The sequence below is a fragment of the Massilia sp. IC2-278 genome, from assembly GCF_020708045.1.
Classification (GTDB): Bacteria; Pseudomonadota; Gammaproteobacteria; order Burkholderiales; family Burkholderiaceae_D; genus Telluria.
Map to the genome: position 1 here is coordinate 700,648 of NZ_JAJFES010000001.1, position 21,931 is coordinate 722,578.

15 protein-coding genes and 3 tRNA genes are annotated in these 21,931 nt (G+C 63.9%); 12 read left to right on the plus strand and 6 right to left on the minus strand.

Annotation, left to right across the window (positions count from 1 at the left end; translation table 11 throughout):
- Positions 1–22: 22 nt before the first annotated feature.
- The 3 genes from hpnE to hpnC form a co-directional block, all read right to left on the minus strand.
- The gene (gene hpnE / locus LK540_RS03075; RefSeq protein WP_229435558.1) at positions 23–1,426 is read right to left on the minus strand and encodes a hydroxysqualene dehydroxylase HpnE; all 1,404 of its coding nucleotides are present in this window, start codon (positions 1,424–1,426) and stop codon (positions 23–25) included.
- Between the two features lie 12 nt (positions 1,427–1,438).
- Positions 1,439–2,272, minus strand: coding sequence for a presqualene diphosphate synthase HpnD (hpnD, locus tag LK540_RS03080; RefSeq protein ID WP_229435559.1), 834 nt, complete (start codon positions 2,270–2,272; stop codon positions 1,439–1,441).
- Positions 2,273–2,369: 97 nt separating this feature from the next.
- Entirely contained in the window at positions 2,370–3,179 is an 810-nt protein-coding gene (gene hpnC, locus LK540_RS03085; protein WP_229435560.1) for a squalene synthase HpnC, read from the minus strand.
- A 171-nt stretch (positions 3,180–3,350) separates the two neighbouring features.
- Between hpnC and LK540_RS03090 the strand changes: the two genes are divergently transcribed.
- From LK540_RS03090 to LK540_RS03140, 11 genes are all read left to right on the plus strand, one after another.
- The gene (locus LK540_RS03090) at positions 3,351–4,493 is read left to right on the plus strand and encodes an efflux RND transporter periplasmic adaptor subunit (protein ID WP_229435561.1); all 1,143 of its coding nucleotides are present in this window, start codon (positions 3,351–3,353) and stop codon (positions 4,491–4,493) included.
- Positions 4,490–7,576, plus strand: a complete 3,087-nt coding sequence (locus LK540_RS03095) for an efflux RND transporter permease subunit (RefSeq protein ID WP_229435562.1) — start codon at positions 4,490–4,492, stop codon at positions 7,574–7,576. The genes LK540_RS03090 and LK540_RS03095 overlap by 4 nt, the downstream gene beginning before the upstream one ends.
- A 356-nt stretch (positions 7,577–7,932) precedes the next feature.
- Positions 7,933–8,019, plus strand: a tRNA-Leu gene (locus LK540_RS03100).
- A 31-nt stretch (positions 8,020–8,050) separates the two neighbouring features.
- Positions 8,051–9,391, plus strand: a complete 1,341-nt coding sequence (gene tig, locus LK540_RS03105; RefSeq protein ID WP_229435563.1) for a trigger factor — start codon at positions 8,051–8,053, stop codon at positions 9,389–9,391.
- Between the two features lie 74 nt (positions 9,392–9,465).
- Positions 9,466–10,083, plus strand: coding sequence for an ATP-dependent Clp endopeptidase proteolytic subunit ClpP (clpP, locus tag LK540_RS03110; RefSeq protein WP_267498632.1), 618 nt, complete (start codon positions 9,466–9,468; stop codon positions 10,081–10,083).
- 147 nt (positions 10,084–10,230) lie between these two features.
- On the plus strand, positions 10,231–11,499 hold the full coding sequence (clpX, locus tag LK540_RS03115; RefSeq protein WP_229435564.1) for an ATP-dependent Clp protease ATP-binding subunit ClpX: 1,269 nt from the start codon (positions 10,231–10,233) through the stop codon (positions 11,497–11,499).
- A gap of 269 nt (positions 11,500–11,768) precedes the next feature.
- Positions 11,769–14,174, plus strand: a complete 2,406-nt coding sequence (lon, locus tag LK540_RS03120; RefSeq protein ID WP_229435565.1) for an endopeptidase La — start codon at positions 11,769–11,771, stop codon at positions 14,172–14,174.
- Positions 14,175–14,681: 507 nt separating this feature from the next.
- Positions 14,682–14,954 carry an HU family DNA-binding protein gene (locus LK540_RS03125; RefSeq protein WP_229435566.1) on the plus strand — a complete coding sequence of 91 codons (273 nt, stop codon included), beginning with the start codon at positions 14,682–14,684 and terminating at the stop codon, positions 14,952–14,954.
- Between the two features lie 125 nt (positions 14,955–15,079).
- A tRNA-Asp gene (locus LK540_RS03130) sits at positions 15,080–15,156 on the plus strand.
- 19 nt (positions 15,157–15,175) lie between these two features.
- Positions 15,176–15,252, plus strand: a tRNA-Asp gene (locus LK540_RS03135).
- 113 nt (positions 15,253–15,365) lie between these two features.
- On the plus strand, positions 15,366–17,285 hold the full coding sequence (locus LK540_RS03140) for a SurA N-terminal domain-containing protein (protein WP_229435567.1): 1,920 nt from the start codon (positions 15,366–15,368) through the stop codon (positions 17,283–17,285).
- 483 nt (positions 17,286–17,768) lie between these two features.
- Here LK540_RS03140 and mnmH read toward each other — a convergent pair whose 3' ends face one another.
- Both mnmH and LK540_RS03150 read right to left on the minus strand, forming a co-directional pair.
- Entirely contained in the window at positions 17,769–18,824 is a 1,056-nt protein-coding gene (mnmH, locus tag LK540_RS03145) for a tRNA 2-selenouridine(34) synthase MnmH (protein ID WP_229435568.1), read from the minus strand.
- Between the two features lie 20 nt (positions 18,825–18,844).
- Positions 18,845–19,432 carry an arylesterase gene (locus LK540_RS03150; protein ID WP_307729145.1) on the minus strand — a complete coding sequence of 196 codons (588 nt, stop codon included), beginning with the start codon at positions 19,430–19,432 and terminating at the stop codon, positions 18,845–18,847.
- 37 nt (positions 19,433–19,469) lie between these two features.
- Here LK540_RS03150 and LK540_RS03155 point away from each other — a divergent pair, with 37 nt between their 5' ends.
- Positions 19,470–20,186, plus strand: a complete 717-nt coding sequence (locus LK540_RS03155) for an ABC transporter ATP-binding protein (RefSeq protein ID WP_229435570.1) — start codon at positions 19,470–19,472, stop codon at positions 20,184–20,186.
- 212 nt (positions 20,187–20,398) lie between these two features.
- On the opposite strand, the gene LK540_RS03160 is transcribed toward LK540_RS03155, so the two are convergent.
- Positions 20,399–21,901, minus strand: a complete 1,503-nt coding sequence (locus LK540_RS03160) for an NAD(P)H-hydrate dehydratase (protein WP_229435571.1) — start codon at positions 21,899–21,901, stop codon at positions 20,399–20,401.
- Positions 21,902–21,931: the final 30 nt, after the last annotated feature.

Below are 21,931 nucleotides of genomic sequence, written 5' to 3' on the forward strand. Positions count from 1 at the left end.
CAGGATGGGGTTTCCGATGCTGCTACTCTACGGAACCGGTGGCCGGGCCACCAGCGGCGTGCGACAGGCTGCTGTTTTCGCGGGGCAGGCGGGCGTAGGCGAGGATGGCCGCGGCGGCGCCCTGGCCGCTGCGCACCGCCGACTCGAGCGTGGCCGGGTAGTCGCTGGCGGTGTAGTCGCCGGCCAGCACCAGGCCGGGCAGCGAAGTGGCGTTGCCGGGACGCGCCAGGCCCGGGGTGCAGGCAAAGGTGGCGCGCTTGTCGGTGATCACCCGGCTCCAGAGCGGCGCGGCCAGGGCCGGCTGCCGGAAAGCCCCGGCCAGCTGCGCGGCCACCGCCGCGGCCAGCGCATCCTGGCCGAGCGCGGCGGCGGCGCCGGCGGCGCTGACCACCACCGCCAGCAGCCCGGCCTGGTTTGCGTCGAGCTGGCCGCGGTCGAACACGAACTGGCCGAAACGTTCGTCCCGCGGCGCATCCATCAGGGCGCAGAAGGGCAGTGGCAGGCGCAGCTTTTCGTCGTATTGCAGGTAGCAGGTGGAAATCGGCTCGTACTCGAAGGCGCCGATCTGGCCGGCAATCGCCGTTTCGCCCGCCGGCGCCAGCAGGGCGGCGCTCTGCGTGGGCGGCGTGGCCAGCACCACGGCGTCGAAGCTTTCCCGGTTGTCTCCGGCCTGGACTTCCCAGCCGGCGCCGACGCGCGCCAGCGCACCGACCTTGGCGCCCAGCCGCACGGCACCGCCTTCCGCTTCGATATGGCGCGCGGCGGCTTGCGGGAACAGGGCGCCCAGTTCCAGGCGCGGAATCAGCATGTCGGATGCCGCGCGTTTCGCGCCCAGGCTGTCGCGCAGCACGGCCAGGAACACGTTGGCGGAGGCGCGCTCGAGCGGCGTGTTCAGCGCGGCCAGGCACAGCGGGCGCCACATCAGGCGGATCAGGCGCTCGGTCTGGTCGAAGCGTTCCAGCAGCACGCTCACCGGCACGTCGTCGTTCAGGCCCCAGCGCATCCAGCGCGCGCTGCTGGTGAAGCGGGCCAGGGCCAGCTTGTCTTCGCGCCTCAAGCCCTGGGCGCGCACCAGGGCCACGACCATGTGCCAGGGCGCCGGCAGGCGCGGGGCGACGAAGTCCATGCCGCCGCTGCCGGCCGGATAGCGCATCTGCAGCGGCAGGCGCAGGAGCGCCGCATCGGGATCGACGCCGACGCGCCGCATGAGCTTCATCGTGTCCGCGTAGGCGCCGAGCAGGATGTGCTGGCCGTTGTCGAGCATCTTGCCCTGGACTTCGACCCCGCGTGCGCGGCCGCCCAGGGTGCGCGCCGCTTCAAACAGCGTCACCTGCGCGCCTTTGTGCACCAGTTCGACCGCGGCGGCGCAGCCGGCCCAGCCGCCGCCGACGACGGCAACGCGCAAGCCTGTCTTAGTTGCGGACATCAGTTACGCACATCAGTTACGCACATACGTTTTCCACGCCAGCCACAGCTTGCGCAGCGGCGTGAGGGAGATGCGCTGGGTCAGCACGTGGTACTTGTCGCGCGCGATCTCGTCCAGCAGCGTGCGGTAGATGGCCGACATCATCAGGCCCGGGCGCTGGGCGCGCCGGTCTTCCTTCGGCAGGGCGGCCAGGGCTTCGTCGTACATCTTCTGGGCGCGCTCGGTCTGGAAGGCCATCAGCGCTTCGAATTTCTCGCTGTGGCGCGCGTTCAGCAGGTCCGCCGCGGTGACGCCGAACTGCTGCAGCTCGTTCACCGGCAGGTAGATGCGGCCCTTGCGCGCGTCTTCGCCGACGTCGCGGATGATGTTGGTCAGCTGGAAGGCCAGGCCGAGCTTTTCGGCGTAGTCCAGGGTCTGGGCATTCTTGTACCCGAAGATGCTGGCCGACAGGATGCCGACCACGCCGGCCGCGTGCCAGCAGTATTTCTTCAGGCCCGCGTAATCGAGGTAGCGGCTCTGGTCGAGGTCCATCTCCATGCCGTCGATGATCGCCTGCAGGTGCTGCTCCTGCAGGTTGTAGACCGTCAGGTGCGGCTGCAGGGCCTGGGTTACCGGGTGCGTGGGCGTGCCCCCGTACATCTTCGACACTTCGGTACGCCACCAGGCCAGCTTGATGCGCGCGACCGAGCCGTCGGTGGCGTCGTCGACCGTGTCGTCGACCTCGCGGCAGAAGGCGTACAGCGCGGTGATCGCGCGCCGGCGCGCCGGCTCGAGGAATAGGAAGCTGTAATAAAAGCTGGAACCGCTCTGGACCGTCTTTTGCTGGCAGTATTCGTCAGGAGACATGTAAAAGATGCAATATTTGGCGATGCGAATCCGCTATCTTAGCCGAAGCGCGCGTGGCAGTGGCCGTCTAATGCGGCTTTTTGGCGGGCCGGTGCGCTTACATGCGCAGTCCGCGCCAGCCCATGAGCAGGTATTCGTGCTTGCCGAGCTTCGGCCGGCGCCGGAATACGTCGTACTCGGCCGCCTCGATCCGCTCCAGGATGCGCAATCCTCCCTGCACGATCAGGCGCAATTCCCAGCCGATGCGGCCCGGCAGGCGCCTGGCCAGCGGCGCGCCGCTCAGCATCAATGCGCGGGCGCGCTCGACCTCGAAGGCCATCAGCGCGCGCCAGGCCGGCGTGTCGGCGCCGGTACGAAGATCATGTTGACTCACGCCATAGCGGTCCAGGTCTTCCAGGGGCAGGTAGATGCGGCCCTTCTCGATGTCGATCGCCACGTCCTGCCAGAAGTTGATCAGCTGGAGGGCCGTGCAGATCGCATGCGAGTCGGCCAGGTTGCGCTCGTCCACCGCGCCGTACAGGGCCAGCATCAGGTGCCCGACCGGGTCGGCCGAGCGGCGGCAATAGTCGAGCAGCAGGGCGTAATCGGCGTAGCGCGTGGTGACCACGTCCTGGCGGAAGGCCGACAGCAGATCGCGCAGCGGCTGCAGCGGCAGGTCGAACTCGCGCACCACGCCGGCCAAACGCGCGAACATCGGGTGCGCCGGCGTGCGGCCGGCGGCGATCTCGTCGAGCGCGGCTTCGTATTCGGCCAGGCCGGCCAGGCGCTCGGCCGGCGCTGCATCGCCCTCGTCGGCCACATCGTCGGCGCCGCGCGCAAAGGCATAGATGGCTTCGACGGCAGGCACCAGGCGGCGCGGCATCAGGATCGAGGCGACAGGGAAGTTTTCGTAGTGGTCGACGGGCATGCAAATCTGATGACTGGCGGGTCATTTACGATGAATGTGAGCATGATTATAATTGCCGGGCTTTGGGCCGGCCCCGTTTGCATGGATAATGCGGCGAGGCTGCCCGAGACCAGCCTATCCCGGCCGCGTCAGTGGCCCGTATCCGAACACCGCAATCAAAAGGAAAAAGACGTGTCCGATTCGATCCGACTGCGCCGGCCGCTGGCCGCCCTGTGCACCCTGTCTGCACTGCTCCTGTCTGCCTGCTCGAAAGAGGCGCCCAAGGCCGAGGAGGTGCGCCCGGTGCGCGCCATCGTGCTGGCCCAGGGCGAGCTTGGGGCCAGCGCCGAATTCTCGGGCGAGGTGCGTCCGCGCATCGAGTCGCGCCTGGGCTTCCGGGTGGCCGGCAAGATCGTCGAGCGCAAGGTCGACATCGGCGCCACCGTGAAAAAGGGCGACGTGCTGATGCAGCTCGACCCGCAAGACCTGAAGCTGGCCGCCAGCCAGGCCCAGGCCAGCCTGCGCGCCGCCGAGACCAACCGCGACCTCGCCAATTCCGACTACAAGCGCTACCAGGAACTGCGCGAAAAGAACTTCGTCAGCCAGTCGGTGCTGGACTCGAAACGCGCCGCCCTACGCGCCGCCCAGGCCGAAGCCGACGCCGCCCGCGCGGGCTTCCGCGGCCAGTCGAACCAGGCCGGCTACAGCAACCTGGTGGCCGACATCGATGGCGTGGTCACCGGCATCGACGCCGAGGTCGGCCAGGTCGTGAACGCCGGCACGCCGGTGGTGCGCGTGGCTCGCACCGACGAAATGGAAGTGGTGATCGGGATTCCCGAAGACCGCGTCGACGACATCCGCAAGGTTGACTCCGTGACGGTGCGCCTGTGGGCCAATCCCGGCGAAGCGATCGCTGGCAAGGTGCGCGAAGTGTCGCCGGTGGCCGATGCCGCCACCCGCACCTACACGGTCAAGGTGGCGATCCCGCCGCGCGCCGACGTGCGCCTGGGGATGACGGCCGCGGTGCAGTTCGCCTCGCGCACGAAGAGCGACGGCCTGCGCGCGCCGCTCACCGCGCTGCACCACGAGAAGGGCGTGACGGGTGTCTGGATCGTCGAGAAGGATGTCGTGAAGCTGGTGCCGGTGCAGATCGCCGGCCAGGCCGGGAACGACGTTCTGCTCGGCGCCGGCGTCCGGCCCGGGCAGACCGTGGTCACCGCCGGCGTGAACCTGCTGTGCAATGGCCAGAAGGTGCGCATCCTCACCAGTGATGTCGCCCGCCGTGGCGACACCGAAGCCGCAGCGGCCGGCGCTGGCGCCGGAGCCCGGAAATGAAGGGCTTCAACCTGTCGCGCTGGGCGCTCGAGCACATTCCCCTCACGCGCTACCTGATCGCCGCGCTCCTGATCGGCGGCATCCTCAGCTACCAGAAGCTGGGCCAGGACGAAGACCCGCCGTTCACCTTCCGCGCGATGGTCGTGCGCGCCATCTGGCCCGGCGCCACCGCCGTGCAGATGGCCGAGCAGGTCACCGACAAGCTCGAACGCAAGCTGCAGGAAACGCCCTACATCGACCGTATCCGCAGCTTCTCCAAGCCCGGCGAAACCACCATCATCCTCGAATTGCGCGAATCGACGCCCCCAAAAGACGTGCCGGATTCCTGGTACCAGGTGCGCAAAAAGATCGGCGACATCCAGGGCACGCTGCCGCAGGGCGTGATCGGTCCCTTCTTCAACGATGAATTCGGCGACACCTACGGTTCGATCTTCGCCCTGTCTGGCGATGGATTCACCTATGCCGAGATGAAGGACTATGCCGACTTCGTGCGCCAGCAACTACTCGGCGTGCCGCTGGTGGCCAAGGTCGAACAGTTCGGTGTGCAGAACGAGAAGGTCAACATCCTGTTCTCGAACAAGAAGTTCGCCCAGCTCGGCGTGCCCTTCGAGCAGATCGTGAACCAGATCGCGACGCAAAACGGCATCGAGGCTTCCGGCGTGCTGGTGACGCCGACCGATAACCTGCAAGTACGCGTGACCGGGGCGATCCGCACGGCGAAGGAACTCGAAGACCTGCAGCTGCGCGCCGGGAACACCACCTTCCGCTTGGGCGACTTCGCCGTCGTGAAGCGCGAATACCAGGACCCGCCGCAGGACAAGATGCGCTTCAACGGCAAGGAAGTGATCGGCCTGGGCGTGTCGATGGAGAAGGGCGGGAACATCATCCAGCTCGGCGAGTCGCTGGACACGACCGTGGCGCGCATCCACTCCCAGCTGCCGGTCGGGATCGAGCTGGAACGCGTGTCGAACCAGCCGCAGGCCGTGACCGAATCGGTGAGCGAATTCATTCATACGCTGATCGAGGCCGTGATCATCGTGCTGGCCGTGAGCTTCCTGGCGCTCGGCCTGCACACCAAGCCAAAGCTGCGCATCGACGTGCGCCCCGGCCTGGTGGTGGCGCTGACCATCCCGCTGGTGCTGGCGATTACCTTCCTCTTCATGCGCATGCTCGATATCTCGCTGCACAAGGTGTCGCTCGGGGCGCTGATCATCGCACTTGGCCTCCTGGTGGACGACGCCATCATCGCGGTCGAGATGATGGTGCGGAAAATGGAGGAGGGTTTGTCGCGCTTCGAGGCGGCCACCTTTGCCTATACGTCGACTGCCATCCCGATGCTGACCGGGACCCTGATCACGGCGGCCGGCTTCCTGCCGATCGGCCTGGCCAAGTCGGCGGCCGGCGAGTACACCTTCTCGATGTTCTCGGTGAATGCGATCGCGCTGATCGTGTCGTGGATCGTGGCCGTCACCTTCACGCCCTACATCGGCTTCTTGCTGCTGAAGGTGAAGCCGCACGGGCAGGGGCATTCCGAGCACGACGTCTTCGACACGCCGATGTTCCGGCGCTTCCGTGCGCTCGTCACCTGGTGCGTCGAGTTCCGCAAGACCACGATCGTCCTCAGCCTGGCCGTGTTCGCGCTCGGCGTCTTTGGCTTCAAGTTCATCGAGAAGCAGTTCTTCCCCGATTCCAGCCGTCCCGAATTGATGGTCGAGATGTGGCTGCCGGAAGGGACCAGCTTTGCCGCCAACGAGGCGCTGGTGAAGAAATTCGAAAGTTTTGTTCGCAAGCAGCCGAACGTGGAGAGCATCACGAGTTATGTCGGCACCGGCAGCCCGCGTTTTTACCTGCCGCTGGACCAGATCTTCCCGCAGTCGAACGTGTCGCAATTCGTCGTGCTGCCGACGAGCGCGGCGCACCGCCAGGAATTGCTGACCAAGATCGAACGCGTCTTCCGCGAGGAATTCCCGGAAGTGCGCGGGCGCGTGAAGCTGCTGCCGAACGGGCCGCCGGTGCCGTATCCGGTGCAGTTCCAGGTGGCCGGGCCGGATATCGGCGTGGTGCGCGGCGTGGCCGATCAGGTGAAGGATGTCTTGCGCGCGAACCCGAATGCGGTGGGCGTGAACGATAACTGGAACGAGTCGGTGAAAGTCTTGCGCCTGGACTTGGACCAGGACAAGCTGCGCGCACTGGGTGTGACCTCCCAATCGGTGCGCCGCGCTGTGAATACCGTGTTGTCGGGGACGACCGTCGGCCAGTTCCGCGAGACCAACGAGCTGATCGATATCGTGGTGCGCCAGCCGGTGGAAGAGCGTTCGACGATTACCGTGCTGCGCGATACGAACATCCCCACCGCCTCGGGCCGCTCCGTGACGCTCGGCCAGGTGGCACGCGTCGAATTCGTGTGGGAGCCGGGCGTGATCTGGCGCGAGGGCAGGGAGTGGGCGATCATGGTGCAGTCGGACGTGGTGGCCGGCATCCAGGGGCCGACCGTGTCCGGGCAGGTGAACGAGAAGCTGGCCGAGATTCGCGCCAAGCTGCCGGCTGGCTACCGCGTGACGCTGGAAGGCGCGGCGGCGGACAGCTCGGAGGCGGAAGCCTCGATCACGGCGAACGTGCCGCTGGTGCTGTTCATCGTGTTCACGCTGCTGATGCTGCAGCTGCACAGCTTCTCGCGTTCGCTGCTGGTGTTCCTCACCGGGCCGCTCGGCGTGGCAGGAGCGGCGATGGCCTTGCTGTTGCTGGGGCGGCCGTTCGGCTTTGTTGCCAACCTGGGCGTGATCGCGCTGTTCGGCATGATCATCCGGAACTCGGTGATCCTGGTCGACCAGATCGAGCAGGACATCAAGGGCGGGGCCGAGGCCTGGGATGCGATCGTCGAGGCGGCGGTGCGCCGCTGCCGGCCGATCCTGCTGACGGCGGCCGCCGCGGCGCTGGCCATGATTCCGCTGTCGCGTTCCGTGTTCTGGGGGCCGATGGCGGTGGCGATCATGGGTGGCCTGCTGGTGGCCACGGCCTTGACCCTGCTGTTCCTGCCGGCGCTGTATGCGGCGTGGTTCAGGGTGAAGAAGCCGGTGCGGTGATTTGCCGGCGTGTCGATATTCAACCGTTCTATTCCGCGTGGACTCAGGAGTCCACCCTACGAAAAGCACATTCAACCATGACGTATCCGTGGTCGAATCCGTAGGGTGGGCACTTGTGCCCACGCGGTCTCGCCATTCGAATATCGGCGAATTTAACCGGCATAACGCTGCATGAAAACCATATTCAACATATGCATGAATAAACCCCACCGCACCCCAGCAAAATTCACTCCCTCTAGTGTCAGAAAATCCAGTAAAATACCGGGTTGAAGTTGTAGCCCCTAGACAATGGAGTGCAGGGCGGCCGGTTTCTACTGTCGGGCGCCCTTTGTTTTTGTGGCAATATGCAATCCTGCGCGAGGATGGCGAAATTGGTAGACGCACCAGGTTTAGGTCCTGACGCCAGCAATGGTGTGGGGGTTCGAGTCCCCCTCCTCGCACCACGAATAATTATTTTTTTGGACGATTTTTACGATGGCAACTGCAGTCGAAACCCTGGATAAACTCGAGCGCCGCTTGACGATCACTTTTCCGCTGAGCGATGTTCGTACGGAAGTTGAAAAACGCCTCAAGAAACAGGCCAAGACCGCCAAGGCGCCTGGCTTCCGCCCAGGCAAAGTGCCTCTGAAAATGGTCGCAGCCCAATACGGCTACCAGATCGAATCGGACGTGCTGAACGACCGCGTCGGCCGCGCCTTCAACGACGCCGCCAACGAAGCGGGCCTGCGCGTTGCCGGTTTCCCGAAGATCGAGCCGAAGGAAGAAGCGGCTGAAGGCATGCTGGCTTTCGACGCTACCTTCGAAGTCTTCCCTGAAGTCAAGGTCGGCGACCTGGCCGCCGTCGAAGTCGAAACCATTGCTACCGACGTCAGCGACGCCGAAATCGACAAGACCATCGACATCCTGCGCAAGCAGCGCGTGCACTACCACACCAAGGGCGAAGCCGGCGAACACGGCGACGGCGGCGAAGCCGTTGCAGCCAATGGCGACCGCGTGACCGTCGACTTCGTCGGCAAGATCGACGGCGTCGAATTCGACGGCGGCAAGGCCGAAGGCTACAGCTTCGTGCTGGGCGAAGGCCGCATGCTGCCGGAATTCGAAGCCGCCACCGTCGGCCTGAAAGTCGGCGAAAGCAAGACCTTCCCGCTGGCTTTCCCTGAGGATTACCACGGCAAGGACGTCGCCGGCAAGACCGCCGAGTTCACCATCACCCTGCAGAACCTGGAATGGGCGCACCTGCCGGAAGTCGACGCCGAGTTCGCCAAGTCGCTGGGCATCGAAGACGGCGCCATCGAAAAAATGCGCGCCGACATCAAGACCAACCTGGAGCGCGAAGTCAACGCCCGCATCAAGGCCCGCAACAAGGAAGCCGTGATGGACGCCCTGGTCAAAGTGACCGAGATGGACGTGCCGAAAGTCATGATCGAGCAGGATTCGCAGCGCCTGGCCGAGCAGACCCGCCAGGACATGGCCCAGCGCGGCATGGACGTCAAGAACCTGCCGTTCCCGACCGAACTGTTCGCTGAAAAGGCCGAGCGCCGTGTGCGCCTGGGTCTGATCCTGTCGCAACTGGTCGCTGACAACAACCTGCAAGCAACGCAAGAGCAGGTGAAGGCCCAGATCGAAGACTTCGCACAAAGCTACGAAGATCCGAAGGAAGTCCTGAAGTACTACTACAGCGACCGCCGCCGCCTGGGTGAAGTGGAAAGCCTTGTTTTGGAAGAAAACGTCGTTAACTATGTACTTGGCAAGGCGAAGGTCAGCACCAAGACCATCGCTTTCGATGAATTGATGGGTAGCAACCCACAGGCTTGATCGGATGGGTAGGCTCATCCTTCGAGCCTACCCTTCACCTTTTACAAGCCTCTTTTTCAAGGAACCAGACAGGTATGAACCATAATCCGGCATTGGACACCCAAGCACTCGGCCTCGTGCCGATGGTCGTGGAGCAAAGCGGCCGCGGCGAGCGCGCGTACGATATTTACTCGCGCCTGCTGAAGGAACGTGTGATTTTCCTGGTCGGTCCTGTCAACGACCAGATGGCCAACCTGATCGTCGCCCAGATGCTGTTCCTGGAGAGCGAGAATCCGGACAAGGACATCTCGCTCTACATCAACTCCCCGGGCGGTTCGGTTTCCGCAGGCCTGGCGATCTTCGACACGATGAACTTCATCAAGCCGGACGTCTCCACCCTGTGCACCGGCCTGGCGGCGTCGATGGGCGCCTTCCTGCTGGCCGCTGGCGCGAAGGGCAAGCGTTTCTCGCTGCCGAACTCGCGCGTGATGATCCACCAGCCGTCGGGCGGCTCGCAGGGCATGGCCTCGGATATCGAAATCCAGGCCAAGGAAATCCTGTACCTGCGCGAACGCCTGGCACGTATCATGGCCGACAACACCGGCCAGACCATCGAGCAGATCCACAAGGACACCGACCGCGACCGCTTCATGTCGGCGGAAGAGTCGGTGGAATACGGCCTGATCGACAAGGTTCTGACGAATCGCGCTTGATGCACCCCACAAGGTGTTGCTGAAAAACGCCCGGGCGCAAACACGTTCGGGCGTTTGTTTTTTATTTCGGGTAGCATGAGGGTGTGTGCGCCGACAGCGCGCGCGTCGTCATGACGTTATATCCATATTCAATAGAAACCTGCCCCCATGTCTGACAAAAAATCCTCCAGCGGCGAAAAGCTTCTGTACTGCTCGTTCTGCGGCAAGAGTCAGCACGAGGTGAAAAAGCTCATCGCGGGACCATCGGTCTTCATCTGCGACGAGTGCATCGACCTGTGCAACGACATCATCCGTGACGAGACTTCGAACGTCGAATCGGTGGCGGGCGCCAAGTCCGACCTGCCGACCCCGCACGAGATCGCCGAACTGCTCGACCAGTACGTGATCGGCCAGCAGACTGCCAAGCGCATCCTGTCGGTGGCTGTTTATAATCATTACAAGCGCCTCAAGCACCTCGGCAAGAAGGACGACGTCGAACTGGCCAAGAGCAACATCCTGCTCGTCGGCCCGACCGGTTCCGGCAAGACCCTGCTGGCGCAAACCCTGGCGCGCATGCTGAACGTGCCGTTCGTCATCGCCGACGCCACCACGCTGACCGAAGCCGGCTACGTCGGCGAAGACGTCGAGAACATCATCCAGAAGCTGCTGCAAAGCTGCAACTACGAGGTGGAAAAGGCGCAGCGCGGTATCGTCTACATCGACGAGATCGACAAGATTTCGCGCAAGTCCGACAATCCGTCGATCACGCGCGACGTCTCGGGCGAGGGCGTGCAGCAAGCCCTGCTGAAACTGATCGAAGGCACCATGGCCTCGGTACCGCCGCAGGGCGGGCGCAAGCACCCGAACCAGGACTTCGTGCAGATCGACACCACGAACATCATGTTCATCTGCGGCGGCGCCTTCGACGGCCTGGCCAAGATCGTGCAGAACCGTTCGGAAAAGTCGGGCATCGGTTTCGCGGCCAGCGTCAAGAGCCAGACCCAGCGTTCGAACAGCGAAATCATGATGGAAGCCGAGCCGGAAGACCTGATCAAGTTCGGCCTGATTCCCGAACTCGTCGGCCGTCTGCCGGTCGTCGCCACGTTGAACGAATTGACCGAAGAAGCACTGATCCAGATCCTGATCGAGCCGAAGAATGCGCTCATCAAGCAGTATTCGAAACTGCTGGAAATGGAAGGCGCGGAACTGGAAATTCGCCCGGCCGCTTTGCACGCGATTGCGAAAAAAGCATTGGCGCGCAAAACCGGCGCTCGTGGTTTGCGTTCGATCCTGGAACACGCGCTGCTCGACGTGATGTACGAATTGCCGAACCAGCAAAACGTGGTCAAGGTCGTGGTTGATGAAAACACCATCACCAATGGCGCCAAACCTTTGCTGATTTACAGCGAAAGCGCAAAAGCCTCGGGCGAAAACTAAAAAATTCCGCACGGAAAGCACAAATCCACTTGTGCGCCGGGAGCTTGAAGGTACAATTTACCTCAATAAAAGCATCCGGCTTCAATCGAAAAGCCACTCTCGGCCGCGTGCCGTGCAGTGGCTTTTTTATTTGAAACACGGGCATTTATTGGAACGGCAAGTCTCTTTTTCTTGAATGTCTTTTTTATTTCAAGAAATATTCGATTGCCGGTCTTGTGTTTTCACCGTGTGCGCCCAACATCGTCTACACGCTTTTTATAAGGTATGCCATGACAACTTCGAAATTAACCGAGCAAACGACGCTGCCCCTCCTGCCGTTGCGCGACGTGGTCGTGTTTCCCCATATGGTGATACCACTGTTCGTTGGCCGCCCGAAATCGATCAAAGCCCTGGAAGCTGCGATGGAGCAGGGCAAGAGCATCATGCTCGCCGCCCAAAAGGCTGCTGCCAAAGACGAACCTTCCGCCGCGGACATCTACGAGATCGGCTGCGTCGCGAACATCCTGCAAATGCTGAAGCTGCCTGACGGCACCGTGAAGGTGCTGGTCGAAGGCGCGCAGCGTGCCCGTATCGATCACATCACCGACGCCCCGACCCACTTCGTGGCCGAGCTGACCCCTGTGCGTTCGGAAATCGGCGACGACTCCGAAGTCGAAGCCATGCGCCGCGCCATCGTCCAGCAGTTCGACCAGTACGTCAAACTGAACAAGAAAATCCCGCCCGAGATCCTCGCGTCCCTGGCCGGTATCGACGACGCCGGCCGCCTGGCCGACACCGTTGCCGCGCACCTGCCGCTGAAACTCGAGCAGAAGCAGGTCATCCTGGAAATCTTCAACGTCGCCAAGCGCCTCGAGCACCTGCTCGGCCAGCTGGAAGGCGAACTCGACATCCTGCAAGTCGAGAAGCGCATCCGCGGCCGCGTGAAGCGCCAGATGGAAAAATCGCAGCGCGAGTACTACCTGAATGAGCAAGTAAAAGCCATCCAGAAGGAACTGGGTGAGGGCGAAGACGGCGCCGACATCGACGAGCTCGAGAAGAAAGTCATCGCCGCCAAGATGCCGAAGGAAGCGCTGGACAAAGCCACCGCCGAGATCAAGAAGCTGAAACTGATGTCGCCGATGTCGGCCGAAGCCACCGTCGTGCGCAACTACATCGACACCCTGGTGTCGCTGCCGTGGAAAAAGAAATCCAAGGTCGCCAACGACCTGGAAAACGCCGAGAAAGTGCTGGAAGCCGAGCACTATGGCCTCGACAAGATCAAGGAACGTATCCTCGAGTACCTCGCGGTGCAACAGCGCGTTGACAAGCTCAAAGCGCCGATCCTGTGCTTCGTCGGTCCTCCGGGCGTGGGTAAAACCTCGCTGGGCCAGTCGATTGCCCGCGCCACGAACCGCAAGTTCGTGCGCATGGCCCTGGGCGGCGTGCGCGACGAAGCCGAGATCCGCGGTCACCGCCGTACCTACATCGGCTCGATGCCGGGCAAGGTGCTGCAGTCGCTGGCGAAAGTCGGCGTGCGGAATCCGTTATTCTTGTTAGATGAGATCGACAAGATGGGTGCGGATTTCCGCGGCGACCCGTCGTCGGCCCTGCTGGAAGTGCTGGATCCGGAACAGAACCACACCTTCTCGGACCACTACCTGGAAGTCGACTTCGACTTGTCGGATGTGATGTTCGTGGCGACCTCGAACTCGTTCAACATCCCGCCGGCGCTGCTGGACCGGATGGAAGTCATCCGCCTGTCGGGTTACACCGAGGACGAGAAGACCAATATCGCCCAGCGCTACCTGCTGCCGAAGCAGGTCAAGGCCAACGGCCTGCGCGACGGCGAGATCAAGGTGGAAGAGTCGGCAATCCGCGACATCATCCGCTACTACACCCGCGAAGCCGGCGTCCGTTCGCTCGAGCGTGAAATCTCGAAGATCTGCCGCAAGGTCGTCAAGATGCTGCTGCTCAAAAAAGGCGACAAGGCCATCATCGTCAACGCCAAGAACCTGGACAAGTTCCTGGGCGTGCGCCGCTACGATTTCGGCGTGGCCGAGAAGGAAAACCAGATCGGCCAGGTGGTCGGCCTGGCCTGGACCGAAGTCGGCGGCGACCTGCTGACCATCGAAGCCGTGAACGTGCCCGGCAAGGGCGCCATCATCCGCACCGGTACCCTGGGCGACGTGATGAAGGAGTCGATCGAAGCGGCCCGCACCGTGGTGCGTTCGCGTGCCCAGCGTCTCGGTATCAAGAACGAGGTGTTCGAGAAGAGCGACATCCACATCCACGTGCCGGAAGGCGCGACGCCGAAGGACGGTCCGTCCGCCGGTATCGCGATGACCACCGCGCTGGTGTCGATCTTCACCGGCATCCCGGTCCGCGCCGACGTGGCGATGACGGGCGAGATCACGCTGCGCGGCGAAGTCCTGCCGATTGGCGGCCTGAAAGAAAAGCTGCTGGCGGCGCATCGCGGCGGCATCAAGACGGTGTTGATCCCCGAGCAGAACGTGAAGGACCTGGCCGAGATTCCGGACAACGTCAAGAACAAGCTCGAGATCGTGCCGGTGCGCTGGATCGAGAAGGTCCTGGAAATCGCGCTGGAACGCCAGCCGGAAGCCTTGGCCGACGTGCCGGCGGTGTCGGTCACTCCGTCGAGCTCGACCGAAGGGCAGGGCGATGTGGTGAAGCACTGATCGCTGGTAGATCGCAGTAAATGAAGAGGCGCCCAGGTGGCGCCTCTTTTTTTTGCCGGTTCGCGTCGTGTTCTTTGCTAACCGGCGTCACGTTTTGGGCCGGATGGCCTCCCGTACGGTGGGCACCCCGTGCCCACGCGGTACGTGCTCGTTCGCAGTCCGCTGCTTCAAGACTTCGCTCGAAACGCATGCAGTACTCTCGGCGCTAACAATGCGCCATTTGATCCGCCAACAATGATCACCGTTCCGCGTGGGCACGGGGTGCCCACCCTACGTTCGCGATTCCAAATACGCCGGCGGCCATGCGTATCGCGATTTCAAGCCCGTCCGTGGCCATGCATGCCGCGATTTCAATGCCGCCCATCGCCATGCATCCCCCAATTCCAGCCACGTCGCCCGCCATACGTGTTGCTTGACAGAAGCAAATCCCCCTTGTTTAATACGCGCTTGCAGTTTTTTGCAGGAAGGCGCAGCGCCGCCGCGTCAGAACGTACAAGAGGGAATAGAGTGAACAAGACTGAACTGATCGAAGAAATCGCGAAATCCGCGGACATTACCAAGGCCTCGGCAACGCGCGCACTCGACGCCATGATCGAAGCGGTGACCGCGACCCTGAAGAAGAACGACAGCGTGACGCTGGTCGGCTTCGGCACCTTCAGCGTGGGCGAGCGCGCGGCGCGTACCGGCCGCGATCCGCGCACCAAGGAACCGATCAAGATTAAAGCTGCAAAGGTTCCGAAATTTAAGGCTGGTAAAGCGCTAAAAGATGCTGTAAACTAATGCCTTCTCTGCAGCGACATGCAGAGAACACCAGGCGGTAAAGCGAGACTGTGTGTCTCGCAAAGTGGGAAGCTTTGGCCTCTCTGCTTTCTGCGGCCTGGTATGCAGTACCTAGTATGTGAAGTGGAGCGGTAGTTCAGTTGGTTAGAATACCGGCCTGTCACGCCGGGGGTCGCGGGTTCGAGCCCCGTCCGCTCCGCCACTCACCATACACAGATTCTGGAGCGGTAGTTCAGTTGGTTAGAATACCGGCCTGTCACGCCGGGGGTCGCGGGTTCGAGCCCCGTCCGCTCCGCCAGATGCAGTAGTACCGGGGCGCCACGAAAAGGCGCCTCAATAAGAAGAGGCGAACGCGAGTTCGCCTTTTTTTTTAACTGTGCTTTTAGGCCATTTCCTGAGTGATTGGTGACCATGTTTGATTTTGTACGTAACAACAAACGCGTGATGTACGGCGTGCTCGGCCTGATCATCGTTCCGTCCTTCGTTCTCGTCGGTGTCGACAGCTACCAGAGCCGCGGCGACAGCGCCGCCGGCGTCGCCACCGTCGACGGCCGCACCATCACCCAGCAGGAATGGGACGATGCCCAGCGCCGCCAGATCGACCAGGCCCGCCAGCAGATGGGTCCGCAATTCGACCAGAAGATGTTCGACACCCCGGAAGCCAAGCGCGAAGTGCTGAACAACCTGGTGGCCGAACGCGCCGTCAACGCGGAAATCGCACGCAGTCACCTCACGGTGGGCGACCAGGCGCTGGTCGGCGCGATCCAGAGCCTGCCCGGCTTCAAGAAGCCGGACGGCAGCTTCGACATGGACCAGTACAAGGCCGCGCTGGCCGCCCAGGGCATGACCCCGGACATGTTCGACGCGCGCATGCGCCGCGACATGGCGATCCAGCAACTGGCCGGTTCGATCCAGAGCACCGCCTTCGCCCCGCGCTCGGTGGCCAGCCGCATTTCCGACATCAACGACCAGGAACGCGAAGTCCAGGAACTGTTGTTCCCGATCGCGAACTACCTGCCGCAAGTCAAAGTCACCGACGAAATGGTCAAGGCCTTCTATGACAAGAACGCCAACCTGTTCCAGATTCCGGAGCAGGTGAAAGCCGAGTACATCGTGCTCGACGCAGCCGCCGTCGAAAGCCAGGTGAAGGTCAGCGACGCCGACGTCACCGCCTTCTACAACGCCAACCAGAAGCGTTTCGTGACGCCGGAACAGCGTACCGCCAGCCATATCCTGATCAACAAGGCGCGCGACGCCAAGCCGGCCGACGAAGCCACCGCCAAGGCCAAGGCCGAAGCGGTGCTGGCCGAAGTGCGCAAGAACCCGGCCGAGTTCGCGGCCATCGCCAAGACCCAGTCGCAGGACACCGATTCGGCGGCGCAAGGCGGCGACCTGGGTGCGATCGAGAAGGGCAACTATCCGGTCAAGGAAATCGAAGAGACCGTCTTCAAGCTCAAGGATGGCGAAGTCAGCGGCATCGTGGCCTCGGAATTCGGCTACCACATCATCAAGGTGACCTCGGTCAAGCCGTCGGTGCAGAAGCCGCTGGATGCCGCCCGTGCTGACATCAGCGACGAGCTGAAGAAGTCGGCGCTGTCGAAGAAATACTCGGAACTGGCGGAAAGCTTCAACGACATCGTCTACGAGCAATCGGACAGCCTGAAGCCGGCCGCCGACAAGCTGGGCCTGCAGATCCAGACCGTCGAGGGCCTCGGCCGCAAGGCGAACCCGGCGCTGGGCACGGCGCCTTACAACAACGACAAATTCCTGACCGCCCTGTTCTCGAACGAGTCGATCAAGAACAAGCGCAACACCGAAGCCGTGGAAGTGGCGCCTGCGACCCTGGTCGCCGGCCGCGTGGTCGAGTTCAAGCCGGCCACCAAGCGTCCGCTGGCCGAAGTCGAAGCGGCGATCCGCCAGCGCGTGACGCAGGAAGAAGCGCTGCGCCTGGCACGCCAGGCCGGCGAAGCCAAGCTGGCCGCCGCCAAGGCATCGGGCGACGCCACCGGCTTCGGCGAGGTGAAAGTCCTGTCGCGCACCAAGGAGCCGACCGTGAACCCTGCCGGCGCACTGGCCGTGTTCAAGGCCGACGTGACCAAGCTGCCAGCCTATGTGGGCGTGGACGTGCCGGGCGTGGGCTATGGCGTGTACCGCATCGGCAAGGTAGCGCAGCCGGCCCAGGTGGATACCACCCGCCGCAACCAGGAAGCCCAGCAGATCGGCGGCCTCGTTGGCCAGGCCGAGCTGTACAACTTCGTCGAGGCGATCAAGGTCAAGAACAAGGCCAAGGTGAATGTCGGTGCCGCCAAGCCGGCGGAGCAGGCTGAGTAAGTTGCTTCAGATGTAAATAAAAAACCCGGCTGTGCGAGCAGCCGGGTTTTTTTACGTCTGGCGTATCGTTGGTGGCAGAGATCGTGACAGTGCCAACCGTAGGGTGGGCACCCCGTGCCCACGCGGAAGCATGAGAGGTGTTGGCCCGGAGAGATGCGCTCCACGCCGCGCAATGACAAACGTTCAAAAAGAAATTCGTTAGCCCATCATTCCGGTCGGCGTTCCGGAGCGAACAGTCACCGTCGTGGGCCAGAGGATCGGCACGTAGCCGCGTGGGCACAGAGTGCCCACCGTACGGTTGAGGTCACAGGCCATAATCAAGCCGCAGACGCATCAAGCGCAGGCCACAATCAAGCTGCAGGCGACAATCAGTCGCCGCAGGACATAATGAATACGCAGGCCACAATCGCGCCGCAGCTGCCATCACGTCGCGGGCCACAATCAAGCTGCACGCCGCAGCCATCATGACGCTGCAAGCCGCCATTACCCCGCGTGCAGACTCCTCGCCGCACGCACGAAATCTTCCGGCGCAATATCCGCCAGCTCCAGCACCTGCGCCTTCGTATACTCCGTAAAGTTGCGGTCGATCGAGCGCAGGTAGGCCGGATCGTAGTGCTCCACCAGCAATTGATCGACCAGTTCCGGCATGGCCCCCGCATTCGCCATCGCATGCCAGGCGTCGATCTTCGCCCGCCCGTGCAATTGCACCAGGTGCTCGAGCTGCCCGTTCAGCGCACCGGCATCCTGTGCAAAATGTTCGTAGTCTTCCATCAGCAGCCGCACCCGGTTCGGGCGCGACAAATGCACTGCGATGCAGGGCGAGGCACGCATGCGGGCCATCACCGCGTCGGGCACGCGCAGGTTGCCGACCTTCTTGCTTTCAGACTCGACGAACACCGGTTGGTTCGGGTCGAAGTGACGCAGTTTGTCCCAGATCTGACTTTCGAACATTTTCTGGGTCGGCTGCGGTTCGTGCGGCAGGTGGCCGAGCACCGAGCCGCGGTGGGCCGCCAGGCGTTCCAGGTCCAGCACCTGGGCGCCGACGCGCTCCAGGGTCTCCAGCAGGCGGCTCTTGCCGCTGCCGGTGGTGCCGCAGATCACGCGGAAATCCACCTGCGGCGGATTCTCCAGCGCCGTGCTCACCTGGGCCCGGTACGCCTTGTAGCCGCCTTCCAGCTGCACCACCGGCCAGCCGATCCTGGCCAGGATGTGCGCCATCGAGCCGCTGCGGTTGCCGCCGCGCCAGCAATACACCAGGGGCTTCCATTCGCGGGGCTTGTCGGCAAACAGTTGCTCGATATGGCGAGCGATGTTGGCCGCCACGATCGGCGCGCCGAGCTTCTTCGCCTCGAACGAGCCGACCTGCTTGTATAGCGTGCCGACCCGGATGCGCTCTTCGTTGTTTAGCACCGGGCAATTGATCGCGCCCGGAATGTGGTCGAGCGCGAACTCGCCTTCGCTGCGGGCGTCGATGATGGTATCGAAGCTGTCGAGTTCGGGCAGGATGTCGGCGAAGGGCAGTACGGCGGGGTATTTCATTGTCGGGGAACGGGTTCCGGTTATTGTTGTCGGATCAGGCTGGAGAAGGTCGGCCAGATGTTCTTCAGGATGATGGGGTGGGCCTGGGCGTTCGGGTGCAGGCGGTCGGCCTGGAACAGCGCCGGCTTGTCGGCCACGCCTTCGAGCATGAAGGGAACCAGCGGCGCCTTCAAGTCTTTCGAGAGCGCGCCGTACATGCCGAAGAAGCGCTCCGTGTAGGCGCGGCCATAGTTTGGCGGCATGCGCATGCCGATCAGCATGACCTTGGCATCCTGCTTTTGCGAGAGCGTGACCATCTGGCGCAGGTTGGCCTCGGCCGAGGCCACCGGCAGGCCGCGCAGGCCATCGTTGGCGCCCAGCTCGATGACCACGATCTGCGGCTTGTGGGCGGTAAGAAGGGCCGGCAGGCGGGCCCGTCCGCCGCTGGTGGTCTCGCCGCTGATGCTGGCGTTGACGATGCGCGCGTCGATCTTTTCGGCCTTCAGTTTTTGTTCGAGCAGGGCGACCCAGCCCGCGCCGCGCGTCAGGCCATATTCGGCCGACAGGCTATCGCCCACCACCAGCACGGTTTTTGGTGCAGAATAAGCGCTCGCTGATGCAGCCAGCATGAGCAAACCGACAGACAATTTCTTGAGACGAGCAAGCATGCGTGATAATCCCGAGGCTTTCAAAAATGACGTATCCGCCGCAGCGGGGCGACCGGCCGCCATCGAGGTGACCGGGTTGTCCAAGCGGGTGGCGGACGCCAGCGGCGAACTCACCATCCTGCACGGCATCGATTTTACCGTGGGAGCGGCCGAGACGCTCGCGCTCGTCGGCGCATCGGGCTCGGGCAAGTCGACCTTGCTCGGCCTGCTGGCCGGCCTGGACACGCCGAGCAGCGGCAAGGTGCTGCTCGACGGCACCGACATCTTCGCGCTCGATGAAGATGGGCGCGCTGCGTTCCGCAAGGCCAAGCTGGGCTTCGTGTTCCAGTCGTTCCAGTTGCTGGCGCATTTGAATGCGCTGGAAAACGTGATGCTGCCGCTGGAACTGCGCGGCGACGACAACGCGCGCGAGAAGGCGGAGGCGATGCTGGGGCGCGTGGGCCTGTCGAGTCGGCTGAAGCATTATCCGAAGTATTTGTCGGGCGGGGAGCAGCAGCGCGTGGCCCTGGCGCGTGCCTTCGTCACCGAGCCACCGCTGCTGTTCGCGGACGAGCCGACCGGCAGCCTGGATGCGGCGACGGGGGAAGCGGTGATCCAGCTGATGTTCGAGCTCAATCGCGAGCGTGGGTCGACGCTGGTGCTCGTCACGCACGATCCGGCGATGGCGGCGCGCTGCGGGCGGACCTTGACCATTGCGGCGGGGCGCCTGGCGTAAGGTTTCGTAGGGTGGACACCTGTGTCCACGCTGTCTCAACCGTGGGCGTTCCGGTCAAGTTGCGGTGCGCCACGGTACGACAGCGTGGACTCGGGAGTCCACCCTACAACAGCCTGGCATCCCGGTAACAGTGGGGGATGCCGCAGTACGGCCGCGTCGGCACGCGTGCCTGGCGCGGCGCGGCCTGGCGCGGCCCGGCCCACCCTGCAAACCTAGCGTGTCACCAGGCCGTTTAATACCTTCCTGATCGCGGCCGGCAGCTCGCCGGCCGTCAAGCCGATCGGCCCGTAGCCATCGGCCACCAGATGGTCCGCCGCCGCGCCGTGCATCCACACCGCACCCACGGCCGCTTCCCACGCCGGCCAGCCTTGTGCCAGCAGCGCACCCACGACGCCCGCCAGCACGTCGCCGGTGCCGCCGGTCGCCAGACCCGGGTTCCCGGTCGGATTGACCGCCAGCGCTCCATCCGGGCCCGCCAGCACGCTGCCCGATCCCTTCAGCACCACGACCGCATTCAAACGCTTCGCCAGCGTGCGCGCCGCGCCCAGGCGGTCGGCCTGCACCTCGCCTGCCGACACGCCCAGCAGCCGCGCCGCCTCCAGCGGATGCGGCGTGATCACGGTCGCGCCTACGCGCCGGGCCACACGCGCCTGCAGGTCGGTGCTGCTCGATACCAGGTTCAAGCCATCGGCGTCGATCACCACCGGCGCGGTCGCATCGATCCCGTGCCCGAGCACCCGCATCGCCTCCAGCGCGTCGCCCATGCCCGGCCCCAGCACCAGGGTCCGGCCCTCGGTATCGAAGTCGTGCGTGGTGCGGAACATCAGTTCCGGCTGCATGCTGTTGTAGCCCGGCCCGACGTCGACCGTGGCCACGAACACGCGTCCCGCGCCGGCATGCAGGGCGCCGCGCCCGGCCAGCACGGCGGCGCCGAGCATGCCGTGCGCGCCGCCGACGATCGCCACGTCGCCGAAGCTGCCCTTGTGCGTGTTCTGTCGGCGCGGCGCCAGCTGGGCCGCGAACAGGGAAGGCGCGGCGACCAGCGCTGCCGCCGGCGGGTACAGTTCGGGCGCGATGCCGAGGCCGGCCACCAGTACCTGGCCCGCGTGGTCGCGCCCGCAGGCGGTGTGCAGGCCGGGCTTGTCGCCGATGAAGGTGATGGTGTGGCTGGCGCGCACAGCGACGCCGCCTTCACCCACCGGCACGCCGGTGTCGGCATCCAGGCCGCTCGGCACGTCCAGCGCCAGCACCGGGCAGCGCACGTCGGACAATGCAGTGACCAGTTCCGGGTAGCGCCCCACCAGGTTGCGTGCCAGGCCGATGCCGAACAGGCCGTCGACCACCAGCGCCCAGTCGCGCGTATCGGGCGCGACGTCGGCAAAGTTGGCGCGGCTGGCGCGGGCGCGGGCCAGGGCCTGCGCGGATTCGGGCGAGGGCTGGCCGGTGGGGGCGAAGTAGAGCACCACCACGTCGAGGCCGTCCTCGCTCAGGTTGGCGGCCAGTTCCAGGGCGTCGCCGCCATTGTTGCCGGGGCCGGCCAGCACCAGCACCGGACGGGTGCGGGCGTCGCCCACGAGTTGCAGCGCGAGGTCGGAGGCGGCGCGGCCGGCACGGCGCATCAGCGTGCCGGTTTCCAGTTCCTGCATCGCCGCTTCCTCGACCGCGCGGATCTGGGCGACGGTGTACAGCGTGCCGCTGTCAAGCTTGCTATCCATAAGTCTTCTCTCGAATGTCGTTGCCCGCAT